Annotated in this window: 12 protein-coding genes; 11 read left to right on the forward strand and 1 reads right to left on the reverse strand. The window is 72.3% G+C overall.

Annotated elements, in window-relative coordinates; genetic code table 11:
- Positions 1-85 precede the first annotated feature (85 nt).
- The 8 genes from ACFVQG_RS04850 (at position 86) to ACFVQG_RS04885 (ending at position 11,183) form a co-directional block, all read left to right on the forward strand.
- The gene (locus ACFVQG_RS04850; protein WP_383376879.1) at positions 86-1,234 is read left to right on the forward strand and encodes an ROK family glucokinase; all 1,149 of its coding nucleotides are present in this window, start codon (positions 86-88) and stop codon (positions 1,232-1,234) included.
- Positions 1,231-1,824 carry a sugar kinase gene (locus ACFVQG_RS04855; RefSeq protein WP_383376881.1) on the forward strand — a complete coding sequence of 198 codons (594 nt, stop codon included), beginning with the start codon at positions 1,231-1,233 and terminating at the stop codon, positions 1,822-1,824. Before ACFVQG_RS04850 ends, ACFVQG_RS04855 begins: the two co-directional genes overlap by 4 nt.
- Positions 1,825-1,930: 106 nt before the next feature.
- Entirely contained in the window at positions 1,931-4,780 is a 2,850-nt protein-coding gene (locus tag ACFVQG_RS04860; protein WP_383376885.1) for a DEAD/DEAH box helicase, read from the forward strand.
- The gene (locus tag ACFVQG_RS04865; RefSeq protein WP_383376888.1) at positions 4,777-6,486 is read left to right on the forward strand and encodes an SWIM zinc finger family protein; all 1,710 of its coding nucleotides are present in this window, start codon (positions 4,777-4,779) and stop codon (positions 6,484-6,486) included. The genes ACFVQG_RS04860 and ACFVQG_RS04865 overlap by 4 nt, the downstream gene beginning before the upstream one ends.
- 410 nt (positions 6,487-6,896) lie before the next feature.
- Positions 6,897-8,420: a SulP family inorganic anion transporter gene (locus ACFVQG_RS04870; RefSeq protein ID WP_383376890.1), complete on the forward strand. Its 1,524-nt coding sequence runs from the start codon at positions 6,897-6,899 to the stop codon at positions 8,418-8,420.
- Between the two features lie 152 nt (positions 8,421-8,572).
- Positions 8,573-9,061: a GNAT family N-acetyltransferase gene (locus ACFVQG_RS04875; protein WP_383376893.1), complete on the forward strand. Its 489-nt coding sequence runs from the start codon at positions 8,573-8,575 to the stop codon at positions 9,059-9,061.
- Between the two features lie 258 nt (positions 9,062-9,319).
- The gene (locus ACFVQG_RS04880; RefSeq protein WP_383376895.1) at positions 9,320-10,735 is read left to right on the forward strand and encodes a DEAD/DEAH box helicase; all 1,416 of its coding nucleotides are present in this window, start codon (positions 9,320-9,322) and stop codon (positions 10,733-10,735) included.
- Positions 10,736-10,940: 205 nt separating this feature from the next.
- On the forward strand, positions 10,941-11,183 hold the full coding sequence (locus ACFVQG_RS04885; RefSeq protein ID WP_383376897.1) for a DUF5302 domain-containing protein: 243 nt from the start codon (positions 10,941-10,943) through the stop codon (positions 11,181-11,183).
- A 263-nt stretch (positions 11,184-11,446) separates the two neighbouring features.
- Here the strand turns inward: ACFVQG_RS04885 and ACFVQG_RS04890 are convergent, their stop codons facing one another.
- Entirely contained in the window at positions 11,447-13,132 is a 1,686-nt protein-coding gene (locus ACFVQG_RS04890) for a ribonuclease J (RefSeq protein ID WP_383376899.1), read from the reverse strand.
- 396 nt (positions 13,133-13,528) lie between these two features.
- On the opposite strand from ACFVQG_RS04890, the gene ACFVQG_RS04895 reads away from it, so the two are divergent.
- The 3 genes from ACFVQG_RS04895 (at position 13,529) to ACFVQG_RS04905 (ending at position 16,480) form a co-directional block, all read left to right on the forward strand.
- Positions 13,529-13,732, forward strand: coding sequence for a cold-shock protein (locus ACFVQG_RS04895; protein WP_014670069.1), 204 nt, complete (start codon positions 13,529-13,531; stop codon positions 13,730-13,732).
- 729 nt (positions 13,733-14,461) lie between these two features.
- Positions 14,462-15,805, forward strand: coding sequence for an alpha/beta fold hydrolase (locus tag ACFVQG_RS04900; RefSeq protein WP_383376901.1), 1,344 nt, complete (start codon positions 14,462-14,464; stop codon positions 15,803-15,805).
- 39 nt (positions 15,806-15,844) lie between these two features.
- Positions 15,845-16,480 carry an MBL fold metallo-hydrolase gene (locus tag ACFVQG_RS04905; protein ID WP_383376903.1) on the forward strand — a complete coding sequence of 212 codons (636 nt, stop codon included), beginning with the start codon at positions 15,845-15,847 and terminating at the stop codon, positions 16,478-16,480.
- Positions 16,481-16,502: the final 22 nt, after the last annotated feature.

The raw sequence follows: 16,502 nt of genomic DNA on the forward strand, positions 1-16,502 counted from the left end.
GGAACCACAGTGCCGCCGCACCCGGCAACGCACGACAACCCACCTGTTCGGCACCCCGCACCCCCGTGAGGCAGAATCGGCGACGATGAGCACCTACGGCACCTTCACCGCCCCCATCGGCTCCCGCAGAGCCCCGGCGCTGCGCACCATCGGCACCCGGGAGCGCCGCTCCCACCTGACCGCACCCCGGGTGCCCACGGTCGGCATCGACATCGGGGGCACCAAGGTGATGGCGGGCGTCGTCGACGCGGACGGCAACATCCTGGAGAAGCTCCGCACGGAGACCCCGGACAAGTCCAAGAGCCCGAAGGTCGTCGAGGACACCATCGTCGAACTGGTCCTGGACCTCTCCGACCGGCACGACGTGCACGCCGTCGGCATCGGCGCGGCGGGCTGGATCGACGCCGACCGCAACCGCGTCCTGTTCGCACCCCACCTGTCCTGGCGCAACGAACCGCTGCGCGACCGCATCGCGGGACGCCTCGCCGTCCCCGTCCTGGTCGACAACGACGCCAACACCGCCGCCTGGGCGGAGTGGCGCTTCGGTGCCGGACGCGGCGAGGACCACCTGGTGATGATCACCCTCGGCACCGGCATCGGCGGCGCGATCCTGGAGGACGGCCAGGTCAAGCGCGGCAAGTACGGCGTCGCGGGGGAGTTCGGCCATATGCAGGTCGTGCCCGGCGGCCACCGCTGCCCGTGCGGCAACCGCGGCTGCTGGGAGCAGTACAGCTCCGGCAACGCGCTGGTGCGCGAGGCCCGTGAGCTGGCCGCCGCCGACTCCCCGGTGGCGTACGGCATCATCGAGCACGTCAAGGGCAACATCGCCGACATCAGCGGCCCGACGATCACCGAGCTGGCCCGCGAGGGCGACGCGATGTGCATCGAACTGCTCCAGGACATCGGCCAGTGGCTCGGCGTCGGCATCGCCAACCTCGCCGCGGCCCTCGACCCGTCCTGCTTCGTGATCGGCGGCGGCGTCAGCGCGGCCGACGACCTGCTGATCGGACCCGCGCGGGACGCGTTCAAGCGGCACCTCACCGGCCGCGGCTACCGCCCCGAGGCCCGGATCGTCCGCGCCCAACTCGGCCCCGAGGCCGGGATGGTCGGCGCCGCCGACCTCGCCCGCCTGGTCGCCCGCCGCTTCCGGCGCGCCAAGCGACGCCGGGTGGAGCGCTACGAGCGCTACGAACGGTTCGCCGCCCAGGCCCGCTCCATGCGGGAGTCGCTGTGACCGCCTCGCTGCCCCAGCAGGCCGCCGTCCCCCCGCAGGAGGAGCCTCGGCCCGAGGACCGCCGCCGGGTGCTCCGACGCCGGGCGTTCACCCTGGTCATCATCGTGCTGCTGATCGGCATCCCCGCCGGATACCTGGTGATCTCCGCCGCGCAGAGCCGCGCCAGCGGCAAGGACAAGGAACAGAAGTACTCCGCACGCGGGTTGACCCACGACTGGCCCGCGAAGGTGCAGCGCCGCGTCTACGACGTGCCGATCCCGCACCCGTCGAACCAGGTCGCCTACTACGAGACGAACAACTGGCGGACCAGCCGTCTCTACGTCCAGTTCCAGACCACGCACGACGGTCTGGACACGTTCCTGAAGGACATCGGCGTCAGCCGGGACCAGCTGAAGCGGGACAACATCACCATCGGCGACCGGGACCGGAACCTCGTCGGCTGGAAGTTCTCCGGCCCCGGCGCCCGGCTCGGCGGCTACTGGGGCCTGTCCAACAAGGAGAAGAACCCCAAGCCGTCGCAGGACATCGTCGTGAACACCCAGAACTCCCGGTACCCGATGGTGTACGTGGTCGCCCGCACGGTCCCCTGACCACGCTCCACGCCCGTCGGAAGCCGCGCCGGGACCGATTGTCAGACCCCGCCCGTAGAGTCGAAGACAACTGATCCGACACGACGGGCGGGAGGTGACACAACGTATGACCGGCATGCCATCGGCCGACCGGACGGCCGCGCCCGGCGCCCTGCTGCGCCACGCGGCCGTCTTCCTGCCCGACCCGCTGCCCCGCCGCGGCCGCGTCGCCTTCTGGGACCCGACCGACAGCGACCCGGCCGACGGTTGCCTGACCGACGACACCGCTGAGCTGACGGTCGTACGACGTCATGGTGCCGGAGCGCGCCGTCGGCAGACCCCCGCGCTGTCGCTGCCGCTCGCCACCGCGCTTCCCCTCCTCGCGCGCGCCCGGCACGACCCGGCCGCCCACCCCGCCACCGCCTGCTGGGGCGCCGCCGCCCTGCACGCGCTGCGGCTGGCCGCCCGTGGCCGCCTGCTGCCCGGCCTGAGCCCCTCCGGCCACGACGCCTGGCGGGCGGGCCCGCTCGACCCCGACGACATCGCGCATCTGCGGGCGATCGCCGCCGCCCTGCCGCCCGAGGGGCATGCCGTCCCGCTGCCCGGTCCCGGCCCGCTGCGGCTGCCGGAGCCGGAGGCGCTGCTGCGCGCCTTCCTGGACGCCGTCGCGGACACCCTGCCCCGCACGCCCGCCGCACCGCACGCCTGCGGCAGGCCCTTCGCCGACGCCCTGCCGCAGCGGCTGCCCGACGCCCACGGCTGGGCCGCCGAGGTCGCCGCCGGGATGGACGCGGGCGTGCGGATCTCGCTGCGCCTGGACCTGTCGGCGTACGACCTGTTCGACGCGGGCGACGGCGGCGACGGCACCGGTGCGCGCCGGGCGGGCGCGGCCGTCGTGCAGGTGCACAGCCTCTCCGACCCCACCCTGGTCGCCGACGCGGCGGCGCTGTGGGCGGGCGAGGCGGACGCCCTCGGCCCACGCGCACGCGTGGACGCGGCCCTCGCCGTCCGCCGCGCGGCGCGCGTCTGGCCGCCGCTGGACCGGCTCGCCGAGCAGGACGTGCCCGATGTGCTGGCCCTGTCCGAGGACGAGCTGAGCGATCTGCTGGGCGTCGCCGCGACCCGGCTCGCGGCGGCCGGGGTCGCCGTGCACTGGCCCCGCGACCTGGCGCAGGACCTGACCGCGTCGGCGGTGGTCCGGCCCGCGCCGGGCTCGGCGACCGACGGCACCGGCTTCTTCGAGAGCGAGGACCTGCTCCGGTTCCGCTGGCAACTGGCGCTCGGCGGCGACCCGCTCAGCGAGGCCGAGATGGACACCCTGGCCGAGGCCCACCGTCCGGTCGTCCGGCTGCGGGACCAGTGGGTGCTGGTCGACCCGGCCCTCGTCCGCAAGGCCCGCAAACGCGAACTGGGCCTCCTCGACCCGGTCGACGCGCTGTCCGTCGCGCTCACCGGCAGCGCGGAGGTCGACGGCGAGACCGTCGAGGCGGTCCCGACCGGCGCGCTGGCCGCCCTGCGCGACCGGCTGACGGCGGGCGTGCGCCCGGCAACCCCGCCACCCGGGCTGTGGGCCACCCTGCGCGACTACCAACTGCGCGGCCTGGCCTGGCTCGACCTGATGACCTCCCTCGGCCTTGGCGGCTGCCTCGCCGACGACATGGGCCTGGGCAAGACCATCACCGTCATCGCCCTGCACCTCAAGCGGGCCCGCATCGAACCGACGCTGGTGGTCTGCCCCGCCTCCCTGCTCGGCAACTGGCAGCGGGAGATCACCCGGTTCGCCCCCGGCGTCCCCGTCCGCCGCTACCACGGCCCCGACCGCAGCCTGGACGACCTGCCCGGCGGCTTCGTCCTCACCACCTACGGCACCATGCGCTCGGCCGCCCCCGCCCTGGCCGAACAGTCCTGGGGCATGGTCGTCGCCGACGAGGCACAGCACGTCAAGAACCCGTACTCGGCGACCGCGAAGGCCCTGCGCACCATCCCCACCCCCGCCCGCGTGGCCCTGACCGGCACCCCGGTGGAGAACAACCTCTCCGAGCTGTGGGCCCTGCTGGACTGGACGACCCCCGGACTGCTCGGCCCGCTGAAGTCCTTCCGCGCCCGGCACGCCCGCGCGGTGGAGACCGGCGAGGACGAGGAGGCGGTGACCCGGCTCGCCCGGCTGGTGCGGCCCTTCCTGCTGCGCCGCAGGAAGTCCGACCCCGGCATCGTCCCCGAGCTGCCGCCGAAGACCGAGACCGACCACCCGGTGCCGCTCACCCGCGAACAGGCCGCGCTGTACGAGGCGGTGGTGCGCGAGTCCCTGCTGGCCATCGAGACCACCGAGGGCATGGCCCGCCGCGGCCTGGTCCTCAAGCTGCTCACCTCCCTCAAGCAGATCTGCGACCACCCGGCGCTCTACCTCAAGGAGGACCACCCGCCCGGCACCGGCGACGCCCTCGCCGCCCGCTCCGGCAAACTCGCCCTGCTCGACGAACTCCTCGACACCCTCCTCGCCGAGGACGGCTCCGCGCTCGTGTTCACGCAGTACGTCGGCATGGCCCGCCTGATCGACTCCCACCTCTCCGCCCGCGCCGTCCCGGTCGACCTCCTGCACGGCGGCACCCCGGTGCCCGAGCGCGAGCGCATGGTGGACCGGTTCCAGAGCGGCGCGACCCCGGTCCTCGTGCTGTCCCTGAAGGCGGCGGGCACCGGCCTCAACCTCACCCGCGCGGGCCATGTCATCCATGTCGACCGCTGGTGGAACCCGGCCGTCGAGGAACAGGCCACCGACCGCGCCTACCGCATCGGCCAGACCCAGCCCGTCCAGGTCCACCGCCTCATCACCGAGGGCACCGTCGAGGACCGCATCGCCGAGATGCTCGAGGCCAAGCGCGCCCTCGCCGACGCCATCCTCGGCTCCGGCGAGTCGGCCCTCACCGAACTGTCCGACCGTGACCTGTCCGACCTGGTGTCCCTGCGGAGGACATCATGAGCGAGTCGACGACGCCGGGAACGGGCCCGGGTGACACGCCGGAGGAGCGCCCCGCCGACGCGGCCCGCCGCGCCCTGCGGGCCGCACGCGAGGCTTCCGAGGAGTCGGCACCGGGGCTGACGCGGGACGAGCCGTCCCCGGAATCCCGGCGTGAGAGCCCCGAACCCCGCCCCGGTGACGCCGCCCGCGCGGCGCTGCGCCGCACACCCAGGACGTCACCCCCGGAGACCGCGGACGCGCAGCCCCCACCCCCCGGACGCCCCGCCGACGCCGCCCGCGAGGCCCTCCGCGCCGCCCGCCGGGACCGGGCCGACGCCGCCGACACGCACCAGGCCGTACCGCGAAAACCGCCAGCCACGGCAACCCCGGCCCCCCAGCCACCACCACCCACCCCCCAGCCACCACTCCCTACGCCCCACACCATGGCCGCCCCCACCCGCGACAGCGACCTGCGCCGCACCTTCCCGGCGTTCCCGCCGCTCCCCTCCCGCGCGTCCGAGGACGAGGCCCCCCTCGCCGAGACCTGGTGGGGGCACGCCTGGGTCGCCGCGCTGGAGGAGGGCGCGCTGGACGCCAAGCGGCTCGCGCGGGGCCGTGGTTACGCCCGGCAAGGCAGGGTCGACGCCATCACTGTCACACCGGGCCTCGTGCTGGCGTATGTACGGGGCAGCCGTCCCCGCCCCTACCGCGTGCAGGTCCGCGTACGCACGCTCGGCGACGCGCGGTGGGAGGGGTTCCTGGACGCGGCGGCGGAGCGGCCGGGGCACATCGCCGCGCTGCTGGACAAGGAGATGCCGCAGGCCCTCGCGGAGGGAGACGTCCCCCTGCTCCCCGGCCCCGGCGATCTCGACCCCCGGTGCGGCTGCCCCGACCGCGGTCACCCCTGCAAGCACGCCGCAGCCCTCTGCTACCAGACCGCGCGCCTGCTCGACGCCGACCCCTTCGTGCTGCTCCTGCTGCGCGGCCGGGGCGAGCGCGAGGTGCTGGACGCGCTGTCCCGCCGCAGCGCCGCCCGCGCGGCCCGCGCCGCGCAGGAGCGGGAGCCCGAGCCACTGCCCGGCATCCGCGCCACGGAGGCCCTGACAGAACGCCAACTCTCGCCGCTGCCAACGCCCTTGCCCATCCCGCCGCACCCCGAGCAGCCCCCGGTCTACCCGGCGGCCCCCGGCGGCCCCGACCCCTTCGCGCTGGACCAGTTGGCAACCGACGCCTCCGCCCGCGCCCACGCCCTGCTCACCACCGGCCGCGATCCGGTGGCGGAGCTGACACTGTGGCAGGACGCCGTACGGCTCGCCGCGGCCCGCCCGGGTGCCGGGCTCACCGTCACCACCCGCGCGCTGTACTCGTCACTGGCCACCGCGTCCGGCCGTACCCCCGCCGAACTGGCCCGCGCGGTCGCGGCGTGGCGGCAGGGCGGGCTCGACGGCCTCACCGCCCTCGAAGAACCCTGGGACCCACCGGCCGGACGGTTCGACCGCGCCCGGCCCCTGCTGCTCGCCGCGGACCTGCCCGCCTTCCGCCCCTGGCGCAACCGCCTCACCCACCCCGACGGCCAGGTGCAGCTCCGCCTGGGACGCGACGGCCTGTGGTACGCCTACGAGTCCGAGCCGGGTCACGACGACTGGTGGCCCCGTGGCACCCCCGACGCGGATCCGGTCGGCGCCCTCACGGGTCTGGGCACCCTGACCGCGGGACCCGGCGCGTGAGAGCGAGTCCGGCGAGGGTCTCGGCGCCGCTGAGGGTGACCTGCCGGTACCCCGGCGAAGACGAGCGCCTTGCGCACGGCGTCGGAGACGACGAACCCGGCGACCACCGTCACGGAGCTGAGGCCCGCTGAGACGGGGGCGAGGTGGCTGCCGTCGACCCGGACGGTCTCGCCGGTGGCGTACGGCTTGAAGTCCAGCACCTCACCCGCGGCCATGGCGCCCATACACCCCCACCAGGCACAAGAAGCGCTTGTCAAGGGCGCCTTGGCCGATTACGGATGGCGCGATCTTTGGTCTTGTCTTGACCATCTCTATACGGCAATTTTGCCTGAGGTGCGCCGGGAAGTCTGGTCGGCAACGCGGCCCGTCCTGGGCCGACGTCGGCATGCCATCGAACGGAGTGGGGGCAGATGTTCCAGCGCGTCGTCAAAGAGCTGCTTTCCGGCCTGACCGTGGCGATAGTGGCGCTACCCCTGGCCATCGCCTTCGGCATCACCGCGACCGGCACGCCCGAGGGCGCGCTCGTCGGGCTGTACGGAGCGATCTTCGCCGGGTTCTTCGCGGCCCTGTTCGGCGGCACGCCCGCCCAGGTGACCGGCCCCACGGGCCCCATCACGGTCGTCGCGACCGGGGTCATCGCCGCGCACGGGCTGGACGCCGCGTTCGTCGCGTTCGTCATGGCCGGTGGGTTCCAGGTGCTGTTCGGCCTGTGCAGGCTCGGATCGCTGATCCGCTACATACCCCACCCGGTGGTGTCCGGCTTCATGGGCGGCATCGCGCTGATCATCATCCTGGGCGAGCTGGACCAGGTGCGGCGCGCCTTCCTGGTGGTGGCGGGCACGATCGTGCTCATGCTGGTGGCCGCACGCCTGGTCAAGGCCGTACCGGCGAGCCTGATCGCGCTGCTGGTCGTCACCCCGTTCCTGCGGGTCGCGGACTCGGCGCTCACCGACGTACGCCTGGGACCGCTCACGCTCAGCTCGGGCATCGACTACATCGGCCGCATCCCGGAGTCGCTGCCCTCGATCGCCGTGCCGGACCTCGGCGGCTCGACGGTTCTCACCCTCGTCCTGCCCGCGCTCAGCATCGCCCTGCTGGGTTCCATCGACTCGCTGCTGACCTCGGTCGTCATGGACAACATCACCGGGCGGCGGCACCGCAGCAACAAGGAGCTGATCGGCCAGGGCATCGGCAACGCCGTCAGCGGCCTCTTCGGCGGGCTGGCCAGTGCGGGCGCCACCGTCAGGTCGGTGGTCAACGTCAGGAGCGGCGGCCGTACCGCCTGGTCGGCCGCCGCCCACAGCGTCATCCTGCTCGCCCTTGTGGCCGGGCTGGGGGCCGTCGTGCAGTACATCCCGCTCGCCGTGCTGTCCGGCATCCTGATGCTGACCGCGTTCGGCATGTTCGACTGGGAGAGCCTGCGCAAAGTGCATGTCGCCCCCTGGGGCGACGTCGTGGTGATGTTCGCGACGATGATCATCACCGTGGTCGTCGACCTGACGGTGGCGGTCGCCGTCGGGATGGCGCTGGCGCTCGTCTTCCACGCCATGAAGACGCGCCGACGCCGGGCCTCGGTGATCCGGACCGGCGAGGACGCGTTCCGGATCGAGGGACCGATGTCCTTCCTCTCCGTCGACCGGGTCTTCACGTCCCTGCGTGAGGGCCGTCCGGCCCCGTCGAAGCGCTCCGGCCTCTCCGGGCGCCCCCACCTGTCGAGCCTGTCGCTGAGCCTGAAGGACGTCGACTACGTCGACATGTCCGGCGCCAAGGCACTGCTGACCTTCATCGACCACTCGCACAGGTCCGGCGTCGCCATGGACATCAAGGACGTACCGGCGCATGTCGAGGTTCGCCTGGTCGCGCTGGCCAACGACGACCAGCGAGCCAGGTTCACAGCGGCCGTCAGGAACCGGTCGGACGAGACCGTCCACTGAGGCGCTGCGGGCCGCCTGCTTCCCCCGGCGGTGGGAGATCCCGTGAGAGCGGCACGCCACGAGAGGCGCCGCGGATGCGGCCCGGCGGGGCGTCCCGCCCGAGCAGCCGACCCGCCGCACGACGGCACGCCCCGGTGCGAAATACTCTGCCGATGAGTTCACGCACTTCCCCGATCAGCCAGCCGATCACGATCCGGAGGGCCGTCGCGCGGGACGCCAAACGGCTCACACGGCTCGTGCGTGGCTCAGGCGCCTACGCGGGTAAGTACGCGGCCGCAGTCGAGGGTTACCGAGTCGGGCCCGATTACATCGAGGCCCACCGCGCCTTCGTAGCCGTGGGCGCCGACGAGCAAGGTGGCCGGGTCCTCGGGTTCTACTCGCTCGTCCTCGCTCCACCGGAGCTGGACCTGCTGTTCGTCGCCGACGAAGCGCAAGGACGGGGTATCGGACGGCGGCTCATCGCGCACATGCAGTCCGAGGCCCGTGCCGCCGGGCTCGACCGTGTCAGGGTCGTGTCGCATCTTCCCGCCGAGGACTTCTACCACCGCGCGGGTGCGGTGCGGATCGGGACCGCGCCCGCGAACCCACCCGCCGTGCCGTGGGACCGTCCCGAGTTGGAGTTCCGCATTTCTTCGGGGTGACGCGGTGTGCGAGTCGGCGAGGCCCTGGGGCCGTTCAAGATCCAGGGTTCCAAGGGCAACGGTGGTTCCGGGCCGAGCCGCTGCCAGCACGCGTACACAGGGCAGGACCAACAGCGGCGCGAGGATACACCGTGTGTTAGCCTGACGCGTTTGCGCGGTCGTCGCGGTGGGCGATTCTGCCTGTTCCGTTCGGCTTGTGCGTGGGCTGTCCCAACCTGCCGGGCCTTCCTCGGTACGTTCCCCTGCGGAAGGCTGTTCATGAAGCATCCCCATCACTCCGGCACCGCTCACGGCAGTCCCGCCCAGCCCGGGGCAATGACCTCGGCGCTGCTCCCGGCCGTCACCTTCGCCGGTCTGGAACTGCCGACGGAGGTGCTGCGGACACTGAGCGAACTCGGGGTGCGCGAACCCTTTCCGATCCAGGCCGCCACACTGCCCGACGCCCTGGAGGGGCGCGACATCCTGGGGCGCGGGCGCACCGGATCAGGCAAGACGCTCGCTTTCGGTCTGCCGCTGCTCGCACGGACGGCCGGGCGGCGCGCGGAACCCAAGCAGCCCCTTGCTCTGATCCTGGTGCCCACCCGGGAACTGGCCCAACAGGTCACCCAGGCGCTGACGCCGTACGCCGAGGCACTGCGGCTGCGGATCGCGACGGTCGTCGGCGGCACGTCGATCGGCCGACAGATCGCCGCGCTGCGCCAGGGAGCCGAGGTGGTCGTCGCCACCCCCGGACGTCTGCACGACCTGATCGAGCGCAACGCCTGCCGCCTGGGACGGGTGAGAATCACCGTGCTGGACGAGGCCGACCAGATGTGCGACTTGGGATTCCTGCCCCAGGTTGCCGACGTCCTCGACCAGGTGCGCCCCGACGGTCAGCGGATGCTTTTCTCGGCCACTCTCGATCGCGACGTCGATCAACTGGTCCGCCGCTACCTCCACGACCCCGTCGTCCACTCGGTCGACCCGGCCGCGGGCACGGTCACGACGATGGAGCACCACGTTCTGGTCGTCCACGGCCCTGACCGCTACGCCGTCATCACGGAGATCGCCGCCCGCGACGGCCGCGTACTGCTGTTCCTCGACACCAAGCACGCCGTCGACCAGCTCACCCGGCATCTGCGGGCCAGCGGGGTGCGCGCCGGGGCGCTGCACAGCGGCAAGTCCCAGCCACAGCGCACACGGACCCTGGCGCAGTTCAAGAACAGCGAGATCACCGTTCTGGTGGCGACCAATGTCGCGGCCCGTGGCCTGCACGTCGACGACCTCGATCTCGTGGTCAACGTCGACCCGCCCACCGATGCCAAGGACTACGTGCACCGGGCGGGCCGCACCGCCCGCGCCGGTGAGTCCGGCAGCGTGGTCACGCTCGTGCTGGCGGGCCAGCGCCGTGAGACGAGCCGCATGATGGCCGAGGCCGACATCAGGGCGACCGTCACCAAGGTGCGCTCCGGCGAGGCGGAGCTGAGCCGGATCACCGGCGCCAGGACTCCCTCCGGGATCCCGCTCGACGGCGAGCCCGCCGTCCCCCGGCCCAAGAACACCAACGCTCCCTTCCGCGGCCTCGGCACCGGCAAGGGCACCTCCCGCGGTGTCGGTGGCAAGTCCCGAAAGGCGGGCGAGGCCCGCAAGCTCGCCGAGGCCCGCAGGGCCGCCCTCGTGCGTCGCAACGGCTGAGAGCCGCTGCCCGGGCAGCCTGGCCACGGACCGGGAACCCTCGGCCCGGCCCGAAGCCGTCCCGTGTGCCTCACCTACGAAGTCAACGCCTTCGGCCGTGAGAGGGATGCCCGCCGGAACGGAGGAGGATGATGTTGTGGGCGCCTCCCACCGCACCCGCCATGACAAGCTGTGCTTGCCCAACCCCCGAACCCAGGAGGTCACCATGACCGCAGAGCCCGTATCTACGGAAGGTTCGGAGCCTGCCGCCCCCGAGACGTCCGCTCTGGAGCCGGACAGCGACGGCAACTACGACCTCAAGCGCAAGTTCCGCGAAGCCCTGGCGCGCAAGCGCGGTGCGCAGGCGGATGGCGCTGATGTGGCCGCCAAGTCCGATGCCTCGAAGGTGCGTTCGGCGCACGGCCCGGCGGCGAGCCAGCGGTCGTTCAGGCGCAAGAGCGGCGGCTGAGCCGACGAGTCCCGCGATCCGACCGCTTCACCGGCACTCGCGCCATCCACTCGCGCGTCCCGTGCGGCGGCCCGCGACGTGCGCATGCCCATGCGCGCGTCGTGGGCGGGGCCTAGCCGGGCAGACGCGGTCGGCTCGGGTCGGTGCCGCCGCCGAACCGGGACTGAGCCCGGCGGCTTCGCCACTGTCCGGTCCGGGCTGGCCCGACCTCGATGCTCGCGGGGCCGCCACCGGAACCGCGGACGGTGCCGCCGGACCACGGCTCAGGCGTCGATGATGACGGGGATGATGAGCGGCTTGCGGCGGTAGGTGCGGAACGCCCAGTTCGCCACGGCGCGGGCGAGGAGCTGTTCGAGCTGGCGCGCGTCCCCGACGCCTTCCTCGGCCGCGGCGGCCAGGGTCTTCTCGATGACGGGGATGACCGGCTCGAAGGTGGTGTCGTCGTGGACGAATCCGCGGGCCAGGAAGTCGGGGGCCTCGGCGAGGGCGCCGGTGTCCGCGTCGACGATCGCCACCACCGTGACCACGCCTTCGGCGGCGAGGGTGAGGCGGTCCTTGAGGGACGCCTCGGTGGCGCCGCCGACTTCCATGCCGTCCACGTAGACGTTGCCCGCGGGGACCTTGCCCGTGATGGACGCGCGGCCGTCGACGAGGTCGACGACGACGCCGTCCTCGGCGATGACGACCCGTTCGGGGTCGACACCGGTACGGATGGCGAGGTCGCCGTTGGCCCGCAGATGGCGCCATTCCCCGTGCACCGGCATGACGTTGCGGGGCTTGACGATGTTGTAGCAGTAGACGAGTTCGCCAGCGCTGGCGTGCCCGGAGACGTGCACCTTGGCGTTGCCCTTGTGGACCACGTGGGCGCCCCACCGGGTGAGTCCGTTGATCACCCGGTAGATGGCGTTCTCGTTGCCGGGGATCAGGGAACTGGCCAGCAGGACGGTGTCGCCCTTGCCGATGCGGATCATGTGGTCGCGGTTGGCCATCCGTGACAGCGCGGCCATCGGTTCGCCCTGGGAGCCGGTGCACACCAGCGTGACCTTGTGGTCCGGGAGCTTCTCCAGCTCCTTCGTGCTCACGACCAGACCGGAGGGCACCTTCAGATAGCCCAGATCACGGGCGATGCCCATGTTGCGGACCATGGAGCGGCCGACGAAGGCGACCTTGCGGCCGTGCTGGTGGGCGGCGTCCAGGACCTGCTGGATGCGGTGCACGTGGCTGGCGAAGCTGGAGACGATGACCCGGCGCGGCGCGGTGCGCATCACCTGCTCGATCGCCGGGTTCAGCTCTCGCTCGGAGGTGGTGAAGCCGGGTACTTCGGCGTTGGTGGAGTCGGTGAGGAACAGGTCCACGCCCTCCTCGCCGAGGCGGGCGAAGGCGCGCAGATCGGTGATGCGGTCGTCGAGAGGGAACTGGTCCATCTTGAAGTCGCCGGTATGCAGCACCATCCCGGCCTGGGTGCGGATCGCGACCGCGAGGCTGTCGGGGATGGAGTGGTTGACCGCCACGAACTCGCAGTCGAAGGGCCCGAAGCCGCGCCGGTCGCCCTCCCGTACCCGCACCGTGCGCGGCCGGATGCCGTGTTCTTTGAGCTTGGCCTCCAAAAACGCCAGCGTCAGCTTCGAGCCGACAAGGGGAATGTCGGACCGCTCGCGCAGCAGGTACGGCACGCCGCCGATGTGGTCCTCGTGGCCATGGGTGAGTACCACGGCCACGACGTCGTCCAGCCGGTCCCGGATCGAGGTGAAGTCCGGCAGGATCACGTCGACGCCGGGCTGGGTCTCCTCGGGGAACAGCACGCCGCAGTCGACGATGAGCAGCTTGCCCGCGTGCTCGAAGACGGTCATGTTGCGGCCGATCTCACCCAGGCCGCCCAGGGCGATGACCCGCAGCCCTCCTTCGGGAAGGGGTGGGGCGGCTTTCAGTTCGGGGTGCGGATGACTCATACCCTGACGGTACCCGGACAGCGGGACAGGATGATCCATTGCCTGTGCGATCTCTTCTCCCGACGCAGCGGGGGCACCCGCAAGCGTGCGCCGTGTCGTGCTTGGGCATGCCTCGCCGCGGCCTTGGGCAGCAGAAGGGCACGAAACCGCTTGATCACCATCGGCCGAGCCTCACGGGTGATCCGTTTGTTCGTTCCAGGCCGGATGCTGGCGCGTTTTCGCTAGCGGCTTCCGTCATGCCGTTATAGGCTTGTGATCAGCAGTCGTGGTTCCGAAGTTCTGTTCGCCCGTGATCGCCTCACGGGCGTTCTTGCTGTTCAGGCGCCTCTCCGGACCAGGGCGATCACCTCCCGGTCGCGCAGGGTGCGTGCCCGGTTTCCCTCGAAGGAGACAGTCATGGCCAAGGGCACAGTGAAGTGGTTCAACAGCGAGAAGGGCTTCGGCTTCATCGAGCAGGAGGGCGGCGGCCCCGACGTCTTCGCCCACTACTCCAACATCGCGAGCCAGGGCTACCGCGAGCTGCAGGAGGGCCAGAAGGTCGAGTTCGACGTCACGCAGGGCCAGAAGGGCCCGCAGGCTGAGAACATCCGCCCCGCCTGATCGCGCCACGGCAAGGGCCCGGCATCCCGGCTTCGGGATGCCGGGCCCTTGCCGTCTGCCACAGTGGTCAGCGGGCCAGAGCCGGATGGCGTCCCTGGAACGGGAAGTGGTGTAGCTGGGCGGGGCCCCGGAGCGCGCGGGTGTCTGCCTGGGGCGTCCATCGTGCCGGTGGGCCGGTGGGCCGGTGGGCCGGGATTGATGGGCCGGGATCGATGGGACGGACGGTTGCGCGATGCCCTCCCGTACGGGGGTCTGACTCCTGAGATCTTTGACCGAAGTGTCCCGTCACAGGTACATCCCGGTTCAGACCGCCCGAGCGGGCCGGTGCGCACGGGTCCGCCCGACCGGGCTGAGGTCGTCTGGTCGTGGACACGCGCAGCGAGATTCATGTTGCCGCCGTGGTCTCCCCGCTCGGGAAGACACCGGGCACAGAGTCCTTTCCGGCCACCCCATCGAGTACTCCTCCGGCCGTCGGAGCACACGCCGACTCAACTACGGCGACGACCGGAAGGCCACCGCCGCCCTGCACCGCATCGTCGTGGCCCGGCTGGGCCACGATCCGCGCACCCATGCGTAGGCCGAACGCCGCACCCGGGAGGGCAAGACCCGGCGTGAGATCACCCGTTGCCTCGAGCGATACGCCGCCCGCGAGATCTTCAACCTGGTCAGACCGCTTCCCCGTACCCCCGCGTTACAAGGGCGTCTGCGAGACGTGAGAGGGTCGGAGCCGTGAGTGAGACACCCCCGAACACCCTGCAATACCGCTTCGACGGGCCAGAAGACGCCCCGGTGCTGATCCTGGGTCCCTCACTGGGCACGACGTGGCACATGTGGGACCGGCAGGTGCCGGAGCTGGCCGAGCAGTGGCGGGTCTTCCGGTTCGATCTGCCGGGACACGGCGGCGCACCGGCGTACCCGGCGGGCGCGGTCGGCGACCTCACCGCCCGGTTGCTCGCCACCCTGGACGCGCTCGGTGTGCAGCGCTTCGCCTACGCGGGCTGTGCGCTCGGCGGCGCGGTCGGCATCGAGCTGGCGCTGCGGTACCCGGAGCGACTCGCCTCGCTCGTGCTGATCGCCGCCTCGCCGCGGTTCGGATCGGCCGACGAGTTCCGGCAGCGCGGTGTGATCGTGCGGACCAACGGCCTCGACCCCATCGCCCGCTCCTCCCCGGACCGCTGGTTCACGGCCGGGTTCGCCGCCGCGCAGCCCGCGATCACCGAGTGGGCGGTGCAGATGGTGCGCACCACCGACCCCGGCTGCTACATCGCCGCCTGCGAGGCGCTGGCCGCCTTCGACGTACGGGCCGAACTGGCCGGGATCGGCGTCCCGACGCTGGTGCTGGTCGGGTCGGAGGACCAGGTCACCGGTCCCGCCGAGGCGCGCACGCTGGTCGCGGGGATCCCGGACGCCCGTCTCGCCGTCGTACCGGGCGCCTCCCACCTGGTCCCCGTCGAACAGCCCGCCGCCGTCACGGATCTGCTGGTCCACCACTTCTCGACGGCCTGGCAGCCCGCGTACGACTCGACCACCGGCCAGATGGCCATCCCGGCGGCCCCCGGCCAGCCGGTGCTCGTGCCGCCCCAGCAGAACCAGCACCACCCGCAGACGCCGCAGGCCGTGCAGCCCCCGCAGACCGGCCCCATCGCCGAGATAGCCCCGGCCGCCGAGGTCCCGCCGCAGCCCACCGGGCGGCCCGACCCCTACGACGCCGGGATCAAGGTGCGCCGCGAGGTGCTCGGCGACGGGCACATGGACCGGGTGCTGGCGCAGGCCGACGAGTTCTCCGCGGACTTCCAGGAGTTCACCACCCGGTACACCTGGGGCGAGATCTGGGACCGGCCCGGCCTGGACCGGCGCACCCGCAGCTGCATCACCCTCACCGCCCTGGTCGCGGGCGGTCATCTGGAGGAACTCGCCGCCCACACGCGTGCCGCCCTGCGCAACGGCCTCACCCCGGCCGAGATCAAGGAGGTGCTGCTCCAGGCGGCCGTCTACTGCGGCGTACCGGCGGCGAACAGCGCCTTCAAGGTCGCGCAGCAGGTCGTCCGGGAGGAGACCACGCCCCAGGAGTGAGGCGCGCGACCGCACAGGTTCCCGGGGCAGGATGGAGCCATGAAGCTCATCAAGATGTCGCACGCCTGCGTCCGGCTGGAGAAGGACGGCCGGACGCTCGTCCTCGACCCGGGGATGTTCACCGAACAGGACGCCGCGACCGGCGCCGACGCCGTCCTCGTCACCCATGAGCACCCCGACCACTTCGACGAGTCCCGGCTGCGGGCCGCCCTGGAGGCCAACCCGGCCGCCGAGATCTGGACGCTGAAGTCCGTGGCCGAGCAGATCTCGGCGGCGTTCCCCGGCCGGGTGCACACCGTCGGCCACGGCGACACGTTCACCGCGGCGGGCTTCGAGGTGCAGGTGCACGGCGAACTGCACGCGGTCATCCACCCGGACATCCCGCGCGTCACCAACGTCGGCTATCTCGTCGACGGGGGCAAGGTCTTCCACCCCGGCGACGCGCTGACCGTCCCCGACCAGCCGGTGGAGACGCTGATGCTGCCGGTGATGGCCCCCTGGAACAAGATCTCCGAGGTCATCGACTACGTCCGCGAGGTCAAGCCGCGGCGCGCCTACGACATCCACGACGCCCTGCTCACCGACCTCGCCCGCCCGGTCTACGACCGCCAGATCGGCGCCCTCGGCGGCGCCGACCACCGACGGCTGGCCCCGGGCGACTCCACGGACGTCTGAGCGCACCCGGCGGAGGCGGCGT

Origin of the sequence: Streptomyces sp. NPDC057877 (genome assembly GCF_042796855.1) — a bacterium.
In the GTDB taxonomy this organism is placed as follows: domain Bacteria; phylum Actinomycetota; class Actinomycetes; order Streptomycetales; family Streptomycetaceae; genus Streptomyces.